Raw genomic sequence first — 18701 nt, 5'->3', positions numbered from 1 at the left:
TGTCATGAGTATAGAAGAGACCGTCATGGTCGTTGGGGCTGGGCAAATGGGCTCGGGTATTGCCCAAGTATTTGCACAGTCAGGTTATACAGTCCTGCTCCATGATACGGCAGAGGAGCAGATTCATCGAGCCATTTCCTCTATGACCAAACAACTGACGAAACGAGCAGAAAAAGGAAAGCTGGCACATCAGGCAGTCCGTGATATTACACAGCGGCTGGCTGTTTCAACAGATTTAAAGGATGTACAGCAGGCGCATTTAGTGATTGAAGCAGCATCTGAACAAATGAAGATCAAAAAACAAATCTTTGAAACCCTCGATCAATTTGCACCTGATGACACGATATTTGCGACAAATACGTCTTCCTTGTCGATCACAGAATTAGCAGCCGTGACGAACAGGCCAGAGAAAGTGATTGGCATGCATTTTATGAATCCAGTTCCCGTGATGAAACTTGTTGAAGTGATCCGTGCGCTGCAAACGGATGATGCCACGTACCAAGTTGTTTTTGATACAGCAAAGACATTAGACAAAACGCCAATTGAAGTGGAAGACTTCCCCGGTTTTGTGTCAAATCGCATTTTAATGCCGATGATTAATGAAGCCATTTACACCCTTTATGAAGGCGTGGCAGATATAGAAAGTATTGACGGCATCATGACGCTTGGAATGAACCATCCAATGGGCCCGCTTCGTCTCGCCGACCTCATCGGGCTCGATACTTGTTTATTTATTATGAATACCCTTCACGAGGGTCTTGGAGATAGCAAATATCGACCTTGTCCTCTTTTGAAAAAATATGTGAACGCAGGCTGGCTGGGCAAAAAGACAAAGAGAGGTTTTTACACTTACCACGACCACTCATAGGGGGAGTCAAGATGGATGTGTTGCTGACAGAAAAACAACGTCTTTGGAGAAAACGAGTAGCAAAATTTGCACGCCAGCATGTCTTCCCAGAAGTAGAAGCGATGGAACAGGGCGTGTTCCCGAAAACGCTTTTAGCTGAAATGGGTCGGCAAGGCTTTTTAGGCATTCCGATCCCAGATAAGTATCACGGATTAGGGGCAGATTTTACAACCTATATCATGGCAATTCATGAATTATCCAAAGTAAGTGCAACCATCGGTGTCATTGTATCCGTTCATACATCCGTTGTGACGATGCCGATTTTGGCGTTTGGAACAACTGAACAAAAAGAATCCTATGTTCCCAAGCTTGCGTCCGGGCAGAAGCTTGGCGCTTTTTGTCTAACTGAACCGAAGGCAGGATCAGATGCCTCTAGTATTCAGTTAAAAGCAGAGCGGGCAGACGATTACTATGTGTTAAATGGAACGAAAATTTTTATCACAAGCGGCGGTGAAGCGGAAGTCTATCTTGTATTTGCCGTGACAGACCCTGCTTCTACTAAGAAAAATATATCAGCGTTTATTGTGGAGAAAGGGACACCTGGATTTACGATCGGAAAAGATGAGAAGAAGATGGGTCTGCATGGATCAAAAACAGTCGCGCTTCATTTTGACGGTGTTCAAATTCCAAAAAAACAGCTGCTCGGTGCAGAAGGAGAAGGTTTTCGGATTGCCATGTCTAGCTTAAATGCTGGGAGAATTGGCATTGCGGCTCAAAGCCTCGGCATTGCAGAAGCCGCATTAGCTGAGGCGGTGACGTATTTAAAGCAAAATCCAGCTGGCCTTGAAACGACCATTCGGTTAGGCGATCTGGGCACCAAGCTAGAAGCGGCAAAACTTCTTGTCTATCAAGCGGCTTCTTATAAAGAGGCCAATCGCCCTGTCACGAAGGAAGCGTCGATGGCGAAGTTATTTGCGTCTAAAACAGCGGTTGATATTAGTACAGAAGTTATCCATTTGCTTGGTATAGCCGGTTACACGAAGCAATACCGAGCAGAGCGGTACTTTCGTGATGCGAAAATTTGTGAGATTTATGAAGGAACAAGTGAAATACAAAGGCTGGTTATTTGTAAACAGCTAATATGAAGTGAGGTGGCTCATGATGCAGTTCCAATTAAGTGACGAACACGAAATGATACAAAAAATGGTGAGAGATTTTGCGAAAAATGAAGTGGAGCCAACAGCAGCAGAGCGAGATGAAACAGAATCGTATGATCCCGCTATTTTTCGTCAAATGGCAGAGCTTGGTTTAACGGGAATCCCTTGGCCAGAAGAAAATGGGGGCATTGGCAGTGATTATTTGGCTTATGTCATAGCGGTTGAGGAGCTCTCACGAGTGTGCGCCTCAACAGGCGTCACCCTGTCTGCTCACACATCACTCGCCTCATGGCCGATCTATACATTCGGAACAGATGAGCAAAAGGAGACGTATTTAAAGCCGCTTGCAGAGGGGCAGAAGATCGGTGCATACGCACTCACTGAGAGCGGCTCGGGCTCAGATGCCGGCGGAATGAAAACAACAGCAGTAAAAGCAGGAGATGAATACGTCTTAAATGGGGCGAAGATTTTTATTACAAATGGAGGCATTGCAGATTATTATATTGTGTTTGCCGTCACTGACCAGGATGCTTCATCCCGCAATACAACCGCTTTTATTGTAGAAAAAGAGACTCAAGGCTTCTCAATAGGCAAAAAAGAAAGCAAACTGGGCATCCGCTCATCGCCAACGACAGAAATCATCTTTGAAGACTGTCGTATACCCGAAAGGAACCGGCTTGGTCAAGAAGGAGAGGGGTTTAAAATAGCGATGATGACACTTGACGGCGGCAGAAACGGTATTGCCGCACAAGCTGTTGGGATTGCTCAAGGAGCTCTGGATGCAGCAGTCAATTATGCAAAGGAGCGGAAACAATTCGGCAAACCAATCATTCAGCAGCAAGGCATTGCTTTTAAGTTAGCGGATATGGCAACGGCAATTGAGGCCTCAAGATTGCTCACCTATCAGGCAGCATGGCTTGAAACAAAAGGGCTCCCATATGGGAAAGAATCAGCTATGTCCAAGCTCTTTGCCGGTGATACAGCCATGAAGGTGACGACAGAAGCCGTACAAATCTTCGGTGGATACGGCTATACAAAGGATTACCCAGTCGAACGGTATATGCGTGATGCGAAAATCACTCAAATCTATGAAGGCACACAAGAAATTCAGCGGCTGGTCATCTCACGGAAACTGCTAGATATGTAGAAACGAAGCAAAGACCACCTGATATGAGATGGTCTCAGCGTGTAGACAAACCCTCGCATTCGGTGTCAGTCCTGCGTGCCGGTGCTCACGAATGTCAAATTCGCTTCGCGCCGGTACTCGTCCTTCCTAGAATTCAAAGGTTTTCTATCACGCTGAAAAGAAGACAAAGGGCTAAAATAAAGTACATTTTAGCCCTTTGTCAACAATCTGAGGCCACCTGAGATGAGGTGGTCTTTTTTATGTCAAATGTGAAATCTCTCCAATATGATCTCATATCAACTGAGCGTTATGGTAAAATTGGAAAAAGAATCAAAATGGAGGTTATCATGATGAACACAACATTTATTGGCATTTTAGGAATCGTCACGATGATCATATGGATTATGGTCTCCACAGAGCTTTCAAAGTCTCCAAAAAAGAAGGAAGAAAAAGAAAACAGCCGCAGAAAACTCATTGTACTCATGTCTGCGGGCACTTTACTCACCGTACCTTTGGTTTTTTCATTATTTCAGAATATCCAGCTGTAACATATCCATTCGACTAAACCGCTGCGGGCTGTTTTGATTTCACCCATTTGAAAAAAACAAAACGGACAAGCGGTCCCATAATCAACATCTGCAAAGGGAGCGCCAAAATGACATTATGGCCGAAAATCGTAAAGTAATCAGATACAATCGATTGTGTTTGAAATCCTGTGCTGATGCTTTGAACGACATATCCGCATAAAGACATGAGACACACCATCCCAAACACGATGCAGAGAGAAAGAGTGAGAATAAAATAGATTTTCTTGCCTTTTGGGGCAAAACGGCTGGCTGCTTTTTTTGCTGAAGGCCCAACAATACACATCTCAATCAACAAAGTGATGGCAAAACCGATCACATAGGTGAGTACACCTTCTAACCATGTCATATGTCCAAGCCGTCCATTTAGAAATAGGTTATAAAAGAACATCACTGAAAACATACAAAAACACATCAAGACACCAAATTGAATATCTTCTTTTTTTGTCATTGGCAAATCGATCAACCTCTCAAAATTAGTCTATTTATTATAGATTTTTGTTTCAATTCGTCGTAAGTGAACATTTTGTGAAGGAATAAATTTCCTTTTTTAGAAGAGTAAATGGCTTTTTATTCATCAAAAGGGAAGACAAAAAAGCATGCAAAATGTGTGCTTCACACATGAATTATGCCAATTCGGTGCAAATGATTGACTGCTAGAGGCTCCTCTTGTGAAAAAATCAAAAATTAACATCAATAAAGGTGGCATAAACTCCCCTAATTTGTTTATAATGAGAGGTATGGTTTGTCGTAAGAATAAGGTATAAATACTTATTATTTCACTGATAAATGGATACATACATGTAATAGAAAGGAAGTGTCTGACCTTGAGTTTGAAAGAATACTCACAGGAACAGCTCAAGCACATGTCTTTAGTTGAACTTGCTTATGAAATTTTCAGAGACAGCAAAACACCGATTACGTTTTCCGAGTTAATAGATGAAATGGTCCGTTTGCAAGGGATACAAAAATCCGATCTTGATGATCGACTTGCTCAATTTTATACAGACTTAAATATAGATGGCCGCTTTATTTCGTTAGGTGATCAGAGATGGGGACTTCGCAGCTGGTATCCAGTTGATCAAATCGAAGAAGAAGTTCAGCCAGCTGTGAAAACAAAAGCGAAAAAGAAAAAAACAAAAGCAGCTGTCGTTGAAGAAGACTTCGATGAGATTGAAGAGGAAGAAGAAATCGACGAGCTTGAAGAAGATCTTGATCTTGTTGAAGACGACGAGGACCTTGACCTAGATGATGAAGAAATCGATGAAGAGATAGAAGACTTCGACGAAGATGATGATGAAGATGATGACGGCTTAACGGAAATTGATGAAGACGATTTAGACGATGATGAGGAAGACAAATAACCCTCACAAACCGGTCCTGAAAACAGGACAAAACCGTCTTGACTTTCCAGAGCGAACTATGTAGTATGTATTTTGGGCTCTCTAAAAAAGAGTACGTAAAGATACGTTCATTTACGCTCCCTTTCATTTATTTGAAAGGGAGCTTTCTTATTTTTCAAGAGATTTAGGGATACACTCTAAAAGGATGAAGCTGTGCATGTCTAGTCATGCAAGGGTAAAAAAGAGAGGAGCATACGAAATGACAAAGTATATTTTTGTAACAGGAGGAGTTGTTTCCTCACTTGGAAAAGGGATCACGGCTGCATCGTTAGGCCGCCTTCTGAAAAATAGAGGGATGGATGTCACCATTCAAAAATTTGATCCATATATCAACGTAGACCCAGGGACAATGAGTCCATACCAGCACGGTGAGGTATTTGTTACAGACGACGGTGCTGAAACAGACCTTGACTTAGGTCACTACGAGCGTTTCATTGACATTAACTTAAATAAGTACAGCAACGTTACAACAGGTAAAATCTACTCTACTGTTTTGAAGAAAGAGCGCCGCGGCGACTACTTAGGTGGAACAGTACAGGTTATTCCCCACATTACAAATGAAATCAAAGACCGTGTGTACCGTGCCGGAAAAGAAACGGGTGCAGATGTGGTCATTACAGAAATCGGTGGAACAGTAGGAGACATCGAATCCCTTCCATTCCTTGAAGCGATTCGTCAAATGAAGAGTGACATCGGCCGTGAAAACGTGATGTACATTCATTGTACCCTTGTTCCTTACATCCGTGCAGCAGGCGAACTGAAAACAAAACCAACACAGCATAGTGTAAAAGAACTTCGCAGTCTTGGTATTCAGCCAAACGTCATTGTGGTCAGAACTGAAATGCCATTGGCACAAGACATGAAGGACAAAATTGCGCTATTCTGTGATATTGATACGAAAGCAGTCATCGAATGTCAGGATGCAGATACCCTTTATTCAATTCCGCTTGATTTACAAAAACAAGGATTAGACAAGCTTGTATGTGAGCACATGAAGCTTGACTGTCAAGATGCGGACATGACGGAGTGGACGGCGCTTGTTGATAAAGTGCAAAACCTTTCAAAACAAGTCACAATTGGTCTTGTAGGGAAATATGTTGAGCTGCAAGATGCATACATTTCTGTCGTTGAATCACTTCGTCATGCGGGCTATGCATTTGATGCGGATGTTCAAATCAAATGGATCAACGCAGAAGAAGTCACAGCAGAAAATATGGCTGATTTCGCTCAAGATGTAGACGGCATTATTGTTCCTGGAGGCTTCGGAGACCGCGGAGTAGAAGGGAAAATCATTGCAACACAATATGCGCGCGAAAACAAAGTGCCATTCTTCGGAATCTGCTTAGGTATGCAAGTCGCATCTATCGAATATGCGAGAAACGTACTAGGTTTAGAGGGAGCACATTCCGCTGAAATTGATCCAGAAACAGCATTCCCAATCATCGACCTTCTTCCAGAACAGAAGGATGTTGATGACTTAGGTGGAACACTTCGCCTCGGCCTATACCCTTGTAAATTAAACGAAGACTCAAAAGCATTTGCTGCATACAATGACGAAGTCGTGTACGAACGCCACCGTCATCGCTATGAGTTTAATAACGAATTCAGACAGCAAATGGAAGCAGCAGGTTTTGTCTTCTCTGGTACAAGCCCAGACGGACGCCTTGTTGAAATCATTGAACTGAAGGATCACCCATGGTTCCTTGCTTCTCAGTTCCACCCAGAATTCATTTCAAGACCGACAAGACCACAGCCGTTATTTAGAGATTTCGTTGGTGCTTCACTACAGGCATCTGAATCAAAATAAAACAAAAAACTGCCGAGAATATCATCTTCTCGGCAGTTTTTTTATTCATATTCTTCAACGATTTCTTTCACAGTAAACGATAGAGCATGGTAGACATATAAGCAGGTCATCAGTGCAGGATAGCCGAACCTTGTTCCATCTTCAGCAGGCACAAGTGGTTTTTTGAGCTGAAAATCAATGTGGACATCACAATGCTCTTCAATGGATGACGTCTCCTTTTGTGCAGGACCGACACCGACAATAGGTGTACCTTGTTCGTGCAGCTCTTTGACAAAGGATTGAATCTCTTGATCTGCTGGATCTGAATAAAATAAAAGCACCCTGTCACTTGGATGAAGTAAGCTGCGTTCCTTTTGATCCAGCGGCAGAACCTTCGCACCAGGAAACGGCTCCTTGCTCTCGGATGCCTCTAAGGCTACAGCCGCCAGTTCATTCTTGCCATGAAAATACACGGCATGTCCACTGACAACGGCCTGAGCAAGAAGGCGTGCACCGTCTTCGATCGCTTCGGCTTGCTTATCTCCAATACGTGAAAAAATACCTGATAATTGGGTAGTGAAAATTTTTAACAAGACTCATTTCCTCCTTCGGTCAGATCATTTTATAATAGAATATAAAGAGAATATTAGGAAAAATGCTCAGAAAATGTCGTAAAGTAAACTATTATAATTAAAGGAAATGTGAAAATCAAACAGAATTATTTAACAACAGCTCTTTTTATGGCGAAAAATGAAAGCAATGGGGTGTAACAGATGAATGAGAAAATTTTAATTGTCGATGATCAGTACGGTATTAGAATATTGCTGAATGAAGTGTTTCATAAAGAAGGCTATCAAACCTTTCAAGCCGCTAATGGACTACAGGCATTAGATATTGTGAAAAACCATAGACCAAACCTCGTCCTGCTTGATATGAAAATTCCCGGAATGGATGGCATTGAGATTTTAAAACGCATGAAATTAATTGATGAAGACATCCGCGTGATCATTATGACAGCTTATGGCGAACTAGATATGATTCAAGAGTCTAAAGAGCTCGGTGCATTAACGCATTTTGCTAAACCATTTGATATTGATGAAATCCGTGATGCAGTCAAAGAATACTTGCCGCTCGAAACAAATGGCTAGATGGAAATGATTGAATCAAGTCATTCTGTTGCCGATTTGTCGAATAATTGGTATTCTAGATAAGAAGAAGAAAGCGATCTGACTTTGAAAGTTTACATATGGCGAGAAATTCTGGTCATGCTAGGGTGGAGAGCTTTTTTTAGTAAGCAAATTAGCTACATAGGGAGGATTTTTCATCATGCCTTTAGTTTCAATGACAGAAATGTTGAAAGACGCAAAGGAAAAAGGTTACGCTGTTGGACAGTTTAACTTAAATAACTTAGAATTCACGCAAGCGATTTTACAAGCTGCTGAAGAAGAGAAATCTCCAGTTATTTTAGGAGTATCTGAAGGAGCAGGACGCTACATGGGCGGCTTCAAAACAGTTGTCGCAATGGTAAAAGCGTTAATCGAAGAATATAATGTAACAGTTCCTGTTGCGATTCATTTAGATCACGGTTCAAGCTTTGAATCTTGTGCAAAAGCCATTCATGCAGGATTTACTTCTGTGATGATTGATGCTTCTCACCATCCATTTGATGAGAACGTAGCTACAACTGCAAAAGTAGTTGAGCTTGCACATTTCCACGGTGTATCTGTAGAAGCTGAGCTTGGAACTGTTGGTGGACAAGAAGACGACGTCATCGCTGAGGGCGTTATTTATGCTGATCCAAAAGAGTGCCAAGAGCTTGTAGAACGTACTGGTATTGACTGCCTTGCACCTGCACTAGGTTCAGTTCATGGTCCATACAAAGGTGAACCAAACCTTGGTTTCACTGAAATGGAAGAAATCGGTAAAACAACTGGACTTCCACTTGTTCTTCACGGCGGAACAGGTATCCCAACTGCTGACATCAAGCGTGCGATTTCACTTGGTACAGCAAAAATCAATGTAAACACTGAAAACCAAATTGCTTCTGCGAAAGCAGTTCGCGAAACACTTGCTGCAAAAACAGAAGAGTATGATCCACGTAAATATCTTGGACCAGCTCGTGACGCAATTAAAGCGACTGTTATCGGCAAAATGCGCGAATTTGGTTCTTCTAACCAAGCATAATTTGATGAGAAATGAAAGCCGCCTGAATCACAGGCGGTTTTCTCCATATCTTGAGAAAGCGCAATCAAATGTACATTTCAGACAATTTATTGATAGGAGAGTGGCACAGTTATGTTATTTTTCGTAGACACAGCGAATATTGCAGACATCAAAGAAGCACACGAGCTTGGCATTTTAGCAGGTGTGACAACAAACCCTAGTTTAGTAGCGAAAGAAAAGGACGTATCGTTCCACGACCGCCTTCGTGAAATCACCGACGTGGTATCAGGTTCAGTTAGTGCGGAAGTCATTTCCCTCAAAGCAGAAGAAATGATCGAAGAAGGAAAAGAGCTTGCTGCTATTGCACCAAATATCACAGTTAAAATCCCAATGACAACAGACGGTCTTAAAGCGGTCAAAGCGTTAACAGACCTTGGAATCAAAACAAACGTTACGTTGATTTTTAGTGCAAACCAGGCACTTCTTGCAGCTAGAGCTGGTGCGACGTATGTCTCTCCATTCCTCGGCCGCTTAGATGACATTGGCCAAAATGGTCTTGATCTCATTAGTGAAGTGAAAACCATTTTTGATGTTCATGGATTAGATACACAAATCATTGCTGCATCCATTCGTCACCCGCAGCATGTGACAGAAGCTGCACTTAGAGGTGCTCATATCGGCACAATGCCACTGAAAGTCATCAAGCAGCTGACAAAACACCCATTAACGGATGCAGGCATTGAGCAATTTTTAGCAGACTGGAATAAATAATGATTGTGGCAGACGGATACGCATCCGTTTGCCGCAGTTTTCCTTAAATACGCTAAGAAATGTTTTGTGCAAAGAAGAGAACATCACAGCCTCGCAAAGCTTCGATTATTTTTCTTCCGACAAATTTCGTTTAACCTGTATTCTTTCTCTTGATATTGGCTAAATTTTGGACAAGACCTTTTAAAGCGCGACATCCACAAACAGTATAACTCCAACAGTGATCTTCTTTAAGAAGGGAGACAAATATGGAAAAGTTAAACATTGCCGGCGGTGACCCCTTGCGCGGGACCGTACATATTAGTGGTGCGAAAAATAGTGCTGTGGCACTGATTCCTGCCACGATTCTCGCTGATTCTCCAGTAACCATTGAAGGCCTTCCGCATATTTCAGATATTGACACATTACGAGATCTGTTAGAAGAGATTGGCGGAAAGGTCACTTTTGAAAAAGGTGAAATGGTTGTCAATCCTGCCTCCATGATCAGTATGCCGCTTCCGAATGGGAAAGTGAAGAAACTGCGAGCATCCTATTATTTAATGGGCGCCATGCTCGGTAGATTCAAGCAGGCTGTCATTGGATTGCCAGGAGGCTGTCACTTAGGACCTAGACCGATCGATCAGCATATCAAAGGCTTTGAAGCACTTGGAGCCGAGGTGACAAACGAACAGGGTGCGATTTATTTGCGCGCTGAAAAATTAGTCGGAGCCCGAATTTATCTTGATGTTGTCAGTGTAGGTGCGACCATTAACATCATGCTGGCAGCCGTGCTGGCTGAAGGAAAAACAGTGATTGAAAATGCCGCAAAAGAACCCGAAATTATTGATGTAGCGACACTGCTTGCAAGCATGGGAGCTAAAATCAAAGGTGCGGGAACGGATGTGATTCGGATCGAAGGTGTGGAATCTCTTCATGGCTGCAGGCATTCCATCATCCCTGACCGCATAGAAGCAGGTACATTTTTAATTGCAGGTGCAGCGATGGGGGATGAAGTTGTGCTTGATAATGTGATCCCAACTCATTTAGAATCAATTACGGCGAAACTTAGAGAGATGGGATTCACAATTGAAACAAGCAACGATCAAATGCTGATTGTTGGCAGAAATGAAGGACTCAAGCCTGTCGATATCAAAACCCTTGTGTATCCAGGCTTTCCGACCGATCTTCAACAGCCGATGACGGCTTTGTTAACAAAGGCAAAAGGCACGAGTGTCGTGACAGATACCATTTACTCTGCCCGCTTTAAACACATTGACGAATTGCGTCGAATGGGTGCTAACATGAAGGTGGAAGGAAGATCTGCCATTATTACAGGTCAAACGCAGCTTCAAGGTGCAAAGGTCAAAGCAAGTGATCTGCGAGCAGGTGCTTGTCTCGTTGTTGCAGGGTTAATGGCAGACGGTGTGACCGAAATCACAGGGCTTGAACATATAGACAGAGGATATAGTATGCTTGAGGAGAAGCTTGAAGGCTTGGGTGCAACCATCTGGCGTGAAAAGCTGAATGACCAAGAAATAGAAGAACTTCAAAATTCATAAGGCTTTGACTGTGAGAGGAGATTTGGACAAAAATGGAAAGAAGTTTATCGATGGAACTAGTACGGGTGACAGAAGCAGCTGCATTAAAGTCTGCTCGTTGGATGGGTAGAGGTTTAAAAGACGAAGCGGATGATGCTGCAACAAGTGCCATGCGTGATGTATTTGATACGATTCCGATGAAGGGAACTGTGGTCATCGGCGAGGGAGAAATGGACGAAGCGCCAATGCTTTATATTGGGGAAAAGCTTGGAAACGGATATGGACCTCGCGTGGATGTCGCTGTTGATCCATTGGAAGGAACAAATATTGTGGCAAGCGGCGGCTGGAATGCTTTGGCTGTTATCGCTGTTGCAGATCATGGCAACTTGCTGAATGCACCTGATATGTACATGGATAAGATCGCAGTAGGTCCAGAAGCCGTAGGCTGCATCGACATTGAAGCGCCTGTCATTGACAATCTTCGTGCTGTTGCAAAAGCGAAAAACAAAGATATTGAAGATGTCGTTGCGACAATTTTAAACAGAGAGCGACATGAAAAGATCATTGCTGAGCTGAGAGCAGCTGGAGCAAGAATCAAACTAATTGATGACGGTGACGTTGCAGGAGCCATTAATACAGCATTTGATCACACAGGTGTTGATATTCTATTTGGTTCAGGTGGAGCGCCTGAAGGTGTCCTTTCTGCTGTTGCGCTTAAAGCACTTGGTGGAGAAATCCACGGTAAGCTTCTTCCACAAAGTGAAGAAGAGCTGAGACGCTGTGAGAAAATGGGACTGGATGTTGGAAAAGTCCTCAGAATGGAAGACCTCGTGAAAGGCGATGACGCCATTTTTGCAGCGACAGGTGTAACAGATGGCGAGTTATTAAAAGGTGTTCAATTTAAAGGCTCTGTTGGAACAACACATAGTGTTGTCATGCGTGCGAAATCAGGTACTGTTCGATTCGTCGATGGCAGACACAGTTTAAAGAAAAAACCGAATCTTGTCATTCGTCCGTAATCTGAAAGCGGGTATTCTTTACCCGCTTTTCATATAAGTGTCAAATATATATCATTTTCTTTTTAAAGTTGAATATTCCCTGCAAATGAGGTAAAACTAAAGAGTGCTGCGAAATTTTCTGCGAATTTACTTCTTTTAAGCTTCAACAAGTTTAAATACTGCCGCATCATGACGATATACTCATTATCCTTCTCTATGTTGACAAAGCTCTATTTCACATTGTTCCTATCTTTACGATAAAACGAGTGGGAGCGTTACCATGAGAGCAAGGTCATTCCAACAAAAATGGAATTAAAAGCTAATCAAATACAATGGTCATGCATTTGTGATGAAATACATTGACTAGAAAAGTGTGGTGTCCATATTGAAAGATGTTTCGATTTCATCTTTGGAAAATATGAAATTAAAAGAGCTGTATGAGTTAGCAAAAAAGTACAAAATCTCTTATTACAGCAAACTAACAAAAAAAGAATTAATTTTTGCTATCTTAAAGGCAAACGCTGAGCAAGAGGATCTCTTATTTATGGAAGGGGTTCTAGAAATTATTCAGTCAGAGGGATTTGGTTTCTTAAGACCAATTAACTATTCCCCAAGCTCTGAAGACATTTATATTTCTGCTTCACAAATCAGACGCTTTGATTTAAGAAATGGTGATAAGGTGTCTGGAAAGGTACGACCTCCAAAAGAGAATGAACGCTACTATGGCCTCCTTCATGTAGAAGCGGTAAATGGGGACGACCCAGAATCAGCAAAGGAACGTGTTCACTTTCCTGCTCTCACACCGCTATTCCCTGATCGTCAAATGATTCTTGAAACACAGCCTAATCATCTGTCTACTAGAATTATGGACATGATGGCACCAGTTGGTTTTGGACAGCGTGGATTAATTGTTGCGCCGCCTAAGGCAGGGAAGACCATTTTACTCAAAGAAATTGCCAACAGCATTTCTGAAAATCATCCAGAGGCAGAACTGATTGTTCTTCTTATTGACGAACGTCCAGAGGAAGTAACAGATATCGAACGTTCTGTTGCAGGTGATGTCGTTAGCTCAACCTTTGACGAAGTACCGGAAAACCACATTAAAGTAGCAGAGCTTGTATTAGAGCGTGCGATGCGTCTAGTTGAACATAAAAAAGATGTCATCATCTTAATGGACAGCATCACAAGACTTGCCCGTGCATACAACCTGGTCATCCCGCCAAGCGGCCGTACACTTTCTGGTGGTATTGATCCAGCTGCTTTCCATCGCCCAAAACGTTTCTTTGGTGCTGCTCGTAACATCGAAGAAGGTGGAAGCTTGACCATTTTAGCGACTGCACTTGTTGATACGGGATCACGTATGGATGATGTGATTTATGAAGAGTTTAAAGGAACAGGGAACATGGAGCTCCATTTAGATCGTTCTCTTGCAGAAAGAAGAATTTTCCCAGCCATCGACATTCGTCGTTCCGGTACAAGAAAAGAAGAATTGCTTGTGCCAAAAGAGCATCTTGATCGTCTATGGGCGATGAGAAAATCGATGTCAGATACACCTGATTTTGCTGAGAAATTCATGCGCAAAATGAGAAAAACAAAGACAAACCAAGAATTTTTCGATATTTTAACGCAAGAGTGGAAACAAGCAAATATGTCTGCATCAAGAAGATAGCTTCCTGAAAAAATACATTTGCAATCATAGACTCACACTGTTATAATTTTATCATGTGCGTTTCAGAATTTATTCTGAGATATTAACTCTGTTTCCGAATTGGATTCAGGGCGGAAGGAGATGACAGTAGATGAAAACAGGAATTCATCCTAACTACAAAAAAGCTACAGTCAAATGCGCTTGTGGAAATGAGTTTGAAACTGGATCAGTAAAAGAAGAGGTACGCATCGAGATTTGCTCTGAGTGCCATCCTTTCTATACAGGCCGTCAAAAATTCGCTTCTGCTGATGGACGTGTTGACCGCTTTAACAAAAAATACGGTCTTAAGTAATAATAGATACAATAAACAGGCAGGAATCCGTTCTTGCCTGTTTTTTTACGTGGATTGATGGAACTTTAAAACGGGGGAGAAGACCTTATGTATGTGATGAAACAAAGCGGTTGGCTTGAAGTCATCTGCGGAAGTATGTTTTCTGGAAAGTCGGAAGAATTGATTCGGAGAGCCAAAAGAGCCACCTTTGCCAAACAAGAAGTAAAAATATTCAAACCAGCGATTGATAACCGGTATAGCACAAGCTCAGTTGTGTCACATAACGGTTCATCGGTCGATGGGATTGCAGTAGCCTCACCAAAAGACATAATAACGCACATATCAGAACGAACCGATGTCATTGGCATTGATGAGGTGCAATTTTTTGATGAGACAATCATTGACATTGTCACTCAATTGGCTGATAAAGGCTACCGAGTCATTGTTGCAGGCCTTGATCAAGACTTTAGAGGAGAGCCATTTGGTGTTGTTCCGCATTTAATGGCATGTGCAGAGCTTGTAACAAAACTTCAAGCAGTTTGTTCGGTATGCGGCTCCCCAGCGAGTAGAACACAACGCTTGATCGACGGTAAACCCGCATCCTATGATGATCCCATTATTTTAGTAGGTGCGCAGGAATCATACGAAGCACGATGCAGACATCACCATGAAGTACCAAAACTAGATGTTGGTACAACACTTGACAATTAAAAAAATAGCAAATGCCGCTGTGTTTCGTTTTTCGAGATTTTGGCTGAACACCCATCATTTGTACTTAAATAAATTAAATAACGCTACGAAAAAATTATCTAATTTTCAACGCTTGCGTTTTGGTATAAGCAGGCATAAAATGACTAACTGTAGTGTAAAGCATTTAAACGAAAAGTTCGATTTCTTGTCATAATTTTTTTGATTAAGGATTTTTCTCCTTGATCGTTCTTTGTATTAATAGTTCACTTTATTTATATTTTAGAAAGAGGGTAGTTTTTGATGAACAACGTGAAGAAAACAAAAGAAGGGTACCTCGAAACCACTTTGACAGGTAAAGATGTATTATCGATTCCAACGTTGAACAAAGGCGTTGCTTTCTCTGAAGAAGAAAGACAAGAGCTTGGACTAGAAGGCTTACTTCCTCCAACTGTTCTGACTTTAGAACAACAAGCAGAGAGAGCGTACAAGCAATTTCTAGCACAGCCAGATCGTCTTCGTCAAAACGTATACTTAAGTGATTTGCAAAACCGTAACGAAGTGTTGTTCTATAAGCTTATATCAGACAAGCTTCGTGAAATGCTTCCTGTTGTTTACACACCTACTGTTGGTGAAGCGATTCAAGAATACAGCCATGAATACAGAAGACCTCATGGTGTCTACCTTTCAATCGACAACATTGATGGCATTGAGAAAGCATTTGAAAACTTACATGCAACAGCAGGCGACATCGACCTCATCGTAGCAACTGACTCAGAGAGCATTCTTGGAATTGGTGACTGGGGTGTTGGTGGTATCAACATCGCAATCGGTAAATTAGCTGTTTACACGGCTGCAGCAGGGATTGATCCAAGCCGCGTCATTCCAGTTGTATTAGATGTTGGAACTAACAATGAGAAATTATTGAATGATCCATTGTACATCGGGAACCACCACAAACGTGTACAAGGTGAAAAATACGAAGAGTTCATTGATGCGTATGTAAAAGCAGCACTTAAATTCTTCCCGAAAGCATTGCTTCACTGGGAAGACCTTGGAAACAAAAATGCGCGTAACATCATGAAAAAATACAACGACAATATCTTAACATTCAATGATGATATCCAAGGTACTGGTGCCATTACTTTAGCGGGTGTTCTTGCAGCTGTCAAGAAAACTGGTACTCAACTGAAAGATCACCGTGTGATGATTTTCGGAGCTGGATCAGCTGGAATTGGAATCGCCGATCAAATGCGTGACACAATGGTTCTTGAAGGTCTAAGTGAAGAAGAAGCAAACAATGCCTTCTGGACATTAGACTACAGAGGATTGCTAACAGATCAGTTTGAAGATGAAGTGCTTGATTTCCAAAAACCATACCTTCGTTCTTCTGATGAAGTAGAAGGCTGGGCTCGTGATGAAAAAGGACAAATCTCATTTGCTGAAGCTGTTCGCAGGGTGAAACCAACCATTCTTATTGGTACATCGGGTCAAGGCGGCGCATTCACTGAAGAAATTATTAAAGAAATCGCAGCTCATACAGAGCGTCCAGTGATCATGCCAATGTCTAACCCAACACCGCTTGCTGAAGCAGTGCCAGAAGATTTATTTAAATGGACAGACGGCCGTGCGCTTGTTGCAACTGGAAGCCCATTTGAAAATGTTGAGTATAACGGAATTGAACATGAAATCGGACAATCAAACAATGCGTTCGTTTTCCCTGGACTTGGTCTTGGTTCGATCGTAACAGAATCAAAAATTATCACAAAAGGCATGTTCGTTGCATCTGCAAATGCGATCGCTGAAATGGTTGATCATGAAAAACCAGGCGCTGGACTGCTTCCAAGCATTGATAAATTGCAAGAAGTATCAATCAAGGTAGCTGTTGAAGTAGCAAAATCAGCAATTGAAGATGGTGTCGCTAGAAAAACACCTGACAACATTGAACAAGCTGTGAAAGATGCCATGTGGATTCCTGAATATAAAAAAATTGTAAGAGCATAATAAAATGTGTAACGCGGCATTGTTTCGGGTAATGTAAGCAATGCCGCTATAAAATAAGAAACATGTAAAGGATTCAAGGAGGAATAGTAAGATGGACTTTTTAAATATTTTGATCCTCCTAGCACCGATTTTTTTCGTTATCGCGCTGGGTTGGTTCGCAGGGAACTTCGGCAGCTATGACGCTAAATCTGCTAAAGGTGTAAGTACACTTGTTACAAAGTATGCTTTGCCAGCGCACTTTATCGCCAGCATTCTGTCAACACCAAAAGATAAATTCTATAGTCAAATTCCATTTTTCGTTGCATTGATTCTCGGAATCGTAGGCTTTTATATCATTATCCTTTTAGTTACGAAATTTGCTTTTAAATATGATTTAACAGATTCATCTGTTTTCTCATTAAACTCAGCACAACCGACCTTTGCATTTATGGGGATTCCGGTCTTGGGCAGTTTATTTGGGGCCCAAGAAGTTGCAATTCCGATTGCTATTACCGGAATAGTTGTAAATGCATTGCTTGATCCAATTGCTATTATTGTGTCAACTGTCGGTGAAAAAACAAAAGGAAAAGCCAAAGACGGCGAAAGTTTCCTAAAAATGACGACGAAAGCGATTTTGCACGGTTTATCAGAGCCGCTTGCGCTTGCACCGTTAGCAAGTATCATTCTTGTTCTTTTAGGATTTAAACTTCCTGAAATCGGACATGAAATGCTAGAGGAAATTGGAAGTGTGACATCAGGGGTTGCGCTCTTTGCAGTCGGTGTCACAGTCGGTATCCGCAAAATTAAACTGAGCTTACCAGCTTTCAGTATCGCATTGCTCAAAGTAGCTGTACAACCGTTACTTATGTATTTTATCGCCATTCTTATGGGACTTTCAGCGGATGAAATTACAAAAGCTGTATTACTTGTTGCCTTCCCAGGTTCAGCTGTTGCGGCCATGATTGCAACTCGATTTGAGAAACAGGAAGCAGAAACAGCATCTGCATTTGTGATCAGTGCGATCATGTCACTCATTACATTACCGATCATTATTGCACTTACCGTATAATATAGTAGAAAGGCTGCCTAACGAGGCAGCCTTTTTTAGCGAAATGAATGAAACAAAGGGAAGAGCACACGCTTTTTTTTCATTTCAGGGTGTGCCTTCTCCTTTTCTTCTTCTTTTGGTGGTTTGGTCAATGTGGCTGTGAGGCATTCTAATTTTGCAGTTAATTCTTCAATTTCTCTTCTGTGCTGGAGGAGCTGGTAGGAAACACCTTCATCTGCTTTCTTAGCGAGTTTCCGTTCCATTTCTTGAAAACGGGCTTCAATATGACTGACGTGTGTTTGCTGCTGAAGGAGCTGTTTCACTTGTTCTTCTAAGGCTTCTATCCGTTTTGATGAGTCAGAAGTTTCTACAGTAGGTGATAATTGCTGGGCGGTTTCTTCATGGATCGGTAGTCTAATGTCATGGAGGATCACACCTTCGTTCATTTGGTGTTTGACCTCTTTGAGCAGCTGGACAATGTCATCATGAAATTCGTAATGTCCAAGTTCATTCCGGGCGACAGGGATGTTCAGCTGTTTGACCCAGCGCTGAATAGTTTTTGAAGATACACCAATTTCCTTTGCAACCTCATTTGTATTCAAACCAAATGCCCTCCCTTTTTTCATTTATAAGTACCATTCTCTTTCGTGGACAC

General features: G+C 42.0%; 19 protein-coding genes. 16 read left to right on the top strand and 3 right to left on the bottom strand.

Annotation, left to right across the window (positions count from 1 at the left end):
• Positions 1-4: 4 nt before the first annotated feature.
• The 4 genes from NST57_RS18335 to NST57_RS18320 all read left to right on the top strand — a co-directional run bounded on the left by NST57_RS18335 (position 5) and on the right by NST57_RS18320 (position 3678).
• The gene (locus NST57_RS18335; RefSeq protein ID WP_142153013.1) at positions 5-868 is read left to right on the top strand and encodes a 3-hydroxybutyryl-CoA dehydrogenase; all 864 of its coding nucleotides are present in this window, start codon (positions 5-7) and stop codon (positions 866-868) included.
• 11 nt (positions 869-879) lie between these two features.
• Positions 880-1992, top strand: coding sequence for an acyl-CoA dehydrogenase family protein (locus NST57_RS18330; RefSeq protein WP_142153011.1), 1113 nt, complete (start codon positions 880-882; stop codon positions 1990-1992).
• Between the two features lie 16 nt (positions 1993-2008).
• On the top strand, positions 2009-3151 hold the full coding sequence (locus tag NST57_RS18325) for an acyl-CoA dehydrogenase (protein WP_045033918.1): 1143 nt from the start codon (positions 2009-2011) through the stop codon (positions 3149-3151).
• A 239-nt stretch (positions 3152-3390) separates the two neighbouring features.
• The gene (locus NST57_RS18320; RefSeq protein WP_445818801.1) at positions 3391-3678 is read left to right on the top strand and encodes a hypothetical protein; all 288 of its coding nucleotides are present in this window, start codon (positions 3391-3393) and stop codon (positions 3676-3678) included.
• A gap of 13 nt (positions 3679-3691) precedes the next feature.
• On the opposite strand, the gene NST57_RS18315 is transcribed toward NST57_RS18320, so the two are convergent.
• On the bottom strand, positions 3692-4171 hold the full coding sequence (locus NST57_RS18315) for a DUF2798 domain-containing protein (protein ID WP_142153007.1): 480 nt from the start codon (positions 4169-4171) through the stop codon (positions 3692-3694).
• Positions 4172-4541: 370 nt separating this feature from the next.
• On the opposite strand from NST57_RS18315, the gene rpoE reads away from it, so the two are divergent.
• Entirely contained in the window at positions 4542-5078 is a 537-nt protein-coding gene (rpoE, locus tag NST57_RS18310) for a DNA-directed RNA polymerase subunit delta (RefSeq protein WP_341299018.1), read from the top strand.
• A gap of 238 nt (positions 5079-5316) precedes the next feature.
• Positions 5317-6924, top strand: a complete 1608-nt coding sequence (gene pyrG, locus NST57_RS18305; RefSeq protein WP_017360053.1) for a glutamine hydrolyzing CTP synthase — start codon at positions 5317-5319, stop codon at positions 6922-6924.
• Positions 6925-6965: 41 nt separating this feature from the next.
• On the opposite strand, the gene NST57_RS18300 is transcribed toward pyrG, so the two are convergent.
• Positions 6966-7496, bottom strand: coding sequence for a DUF2529 domain-containing protein (locus tag NST57_RS18300; protein WP_341299017.1), 531 nt, complete (start codon positions 7494-7496; stop codon positions 6966-6968).
• Between the two features lie 180 nt (positions 7497-7676).
• Here NST57_RS18300 and NST57_RS18295 point away from each other — a divergent pair, with 180 nt between their 5' ends.
• From NST57_RS18295 to NST57_RS18250, 10 genes are all read left to right on the top strand, one after another.
• Positions 7677-8051 carry a response regulator gene (locus NST57_RS18295; RefSeq protein WP_003214681.1) on the top strand — a complete coding sequence of 125 codons (375 nt, stop codon included), beginning with the start codon at positions 7677-7679 and terminating at the stop codon, positions 8049-8051.
• A gap of 178 nt (positions 8052-8229) precedes the next feature.
• A complete protein-coding gene (locus NST57_RS18290) occupies positions 8230-9087 on the top strand; it encodes a class II fructose-bisphosphate aldolase (protein ID WP_142152999.1) in 858 nt (285 codons plus the stop codon).
• Positions 9088-9198: 111 nt separating this feature from the next.
• Positions 9199-9837, top strand: coding sequence for a fructose-6-phosphate aldolase (gene fsa, locus NST57_RS18285; RefSeq protein WP_003215343.1), 639 nt, complete (start codon positions 9199-9201; stop codon positions 9835-9837).
• 245 nt (positions 9838-10082) lie between these two features.
• Positions 10083-11372, top strand: a complete 1290-nt coding sequence (locus NST57_RS18280) for a UDP-N-acetylglucosamine 1-carboxyvinyltransferase (protein WP_007497673.1) — start codon at positions 10083-10085, stop codon at positions 11370-11372.
• Positions 11373-11404: 32 nt separating this feature from the next.
• Positions 11405-12370: a class II fructose-bisphosphatase gene (glpX, locus tag NST57_RS18275; protein ID WP_142152997.1), complete on the top strand. Its 966-nt coding sequence runs from the start codon at positions 11405-11407 to the stop codon at positions 12368-12370.
• Positions 12371-12734: 364 nt separating this feature from the next.
• Positions 12735-14018, top strand: coding sequence for a transcription termination factor Rho (gene rho, locus NST57_RS18270; RefSeq protein ID WP_007497667.1), 1284 nt, complete (start codon positions 12735-12737; stop codon positions 14016-14018).
• A 130-nt stretch (positions 14019-14148) separates the two neighbouring features.
• Positions 14149-14349, top strand: coding sequence for a 50S ribosomal protein L31 (gene rpmE, locus NST57_RS18265; protein WP_003215407.1), 201 nt, complete (start codon positions 14149-14151; stop codon positions 14347-14349).
• 87 nt (positions 14350-14436) lie between these two features.
• Complete coding sequence (locus NST57_RS18260; RefSeq protein WP_341299016.1) at positions 14437-15039, top strand: thymidine kinase; 603 nt, start codon at positions 14437-14439, stop codon at positions 15037-15039.
• 279 nt (positions 15040-15318) lie between these two features.
• Positions 15319-17019: an oxaloacetate-decarboxylating malate dehydrogenase gene (malS, locus tag NST57_RS18255; protein ID WP_341299015.1), complete on the top strand. Its 1701-nt coding sequence runs from the start codon at positions 15319-15321 to the stop codon at positions 17017-17019.
• A 91-nt stretch (positions 17020-17110) separates the two neighbouring features.
• On the top strand, positions 17111-18067 hold the full coding sequence (locus NST57_RS18250) for an AEC family transporter (protein ID WP_007497662.1): 957 nt from the start codon (positions 17111-17113) through the stop codon (positions 18065-18067).
• 35 nt (positions 18068-18102) lie between these two features.
• Here the strand turns inward: NST57_RS18250 and racA are convergent, their stop codons facing one another.
• The gene (racA, locus tag NST57_RS18245; RefSeq protein ID WP_341299014.1) at positions 18103-18648 is read right to left on the bottom strand and encodes a chromosome-anchoring protein RacA; all 546 of its coding nucleotides are present in this window, start codon (positions 18646-18648) and stop codon (positions 18103-18105) included.
• Between the last annotated feature and the right edge of the window lie 53 nt (positions 18649-18701).

This window comes from Bacillus sp. FSL M8-0077, assembly GCF_038050255.1.
GTDB lineage: Bacteria > Bacillota > Bacilli > Bacillales > Bacillaceae > Bacillus > Bacillus altitudinis.
The sequence above is the reverse complement of the archived record's forward strand: the minus strand, read 5'-3'. Positions and strand labels throughout refer to the sequence as shown.

What these genes read in the sequence shown, in the direction of transcription:
- malS (WP_341299015.1), top strand. Translation starts at nt 15,319, where the DNA reads ATGAACAACGTGAAGAAAACAAAAGAAGGGTACCTCGAAACCACTTTG.
- NST57_RS18290 (WP_142152999.1), top strand. Translation starts at nt 8,230, where the DNA reads ATGCCTTTAGTTTCAATGACAGAAATGTTGAAAGACGCAAAGGAAAAA.
- NST57_RS18260 (WP_341299016.1), top strand. Translation starts at nt 14,437, where the DNA reads ATGTATGTGATGAAACAAAGCGGTTGGCTTGAAGTCATCTGCGGAAGT.
- pyrG (WP_017360053.1), top strand. Translation starts at nt 5,317, where the DNA reads ATGACAAAGTATATTTTTGTAACAGGAGGAGTTGTTTCCTCACTTGGA.
- NST57_RS18295 (WP_003214681.1), top strand. Translation starts at nt 7,677, where the DNA reads ATGAATGAGAAAATTTTAATTGTCGATGATCAGTACGGTATTAGAATA.
- NST57_RS18320 (WP_445818801.1), top strand. Translation starts at nt 3,391, where the DNA reads ATGTCAAATGTGAAATCTCTCCAATATGATCTCATATCAACTGAGCGT.
- NST57_RS18330 (WP_142153011.1), top strand. Translation starts at nt 880, where the DNA reads ATGGATGTGTTGCTGACAGAAAAACAACGTCTTTGGAGAAAACGAGTA.
- rpmE (WP_003215407.1), top strand. Translation starts at nt 14,149, where the DNA reads ATGAAAACAGGAATTCATCCTAACTACAAAAAAGCTACAGTCAAATGC.
- glpX (WP_142152997.1), top strand. Translation starts at nt 11,405, where the DNA reads ATGGAAAGAAGTTTATCGATGGAACTAGTACGGGTGACAGAAGCAGCT.
- NST57_RS18325 (WP_045033918.1), top strand. Translation starts at nt 2,009, where the DNA reads ATGCAGTTCCAATTAAGTGACGAACACGAAATGATACAAAAAATGGTG.
- NST57_RS18280 (WP_007497673.1), top strand. Translation starts at nt 10,083, where the DNA reads ATGGAAAAGTTAAACATTGCCGGCGGTGACCCCTTGCGCGGGACCGTA.
- fsa (WP_003215343.1), top strand. Translation starts at nt 9,199, where the DNA reads ATGTTATTTTTCGTAGACACAGCGAATATTGCAGACATCAAAGAAGCA.
- NST57_RS18250 (WP_007497662.1), top strand. Translation starts at nt 17,111, where the DNA reads ATGGACTTTTTAAATATTTTGATCCTCCTAGCACCGATTTTTTTCGTT.
- NST57_RS18335 (WP_142153013.1), top strand. Translation starts at nt 5, where the DNA reads ATGAGTATAGAAGAGACCGTCATGGTCGTTGGGGCTGGGCAAATGGGC.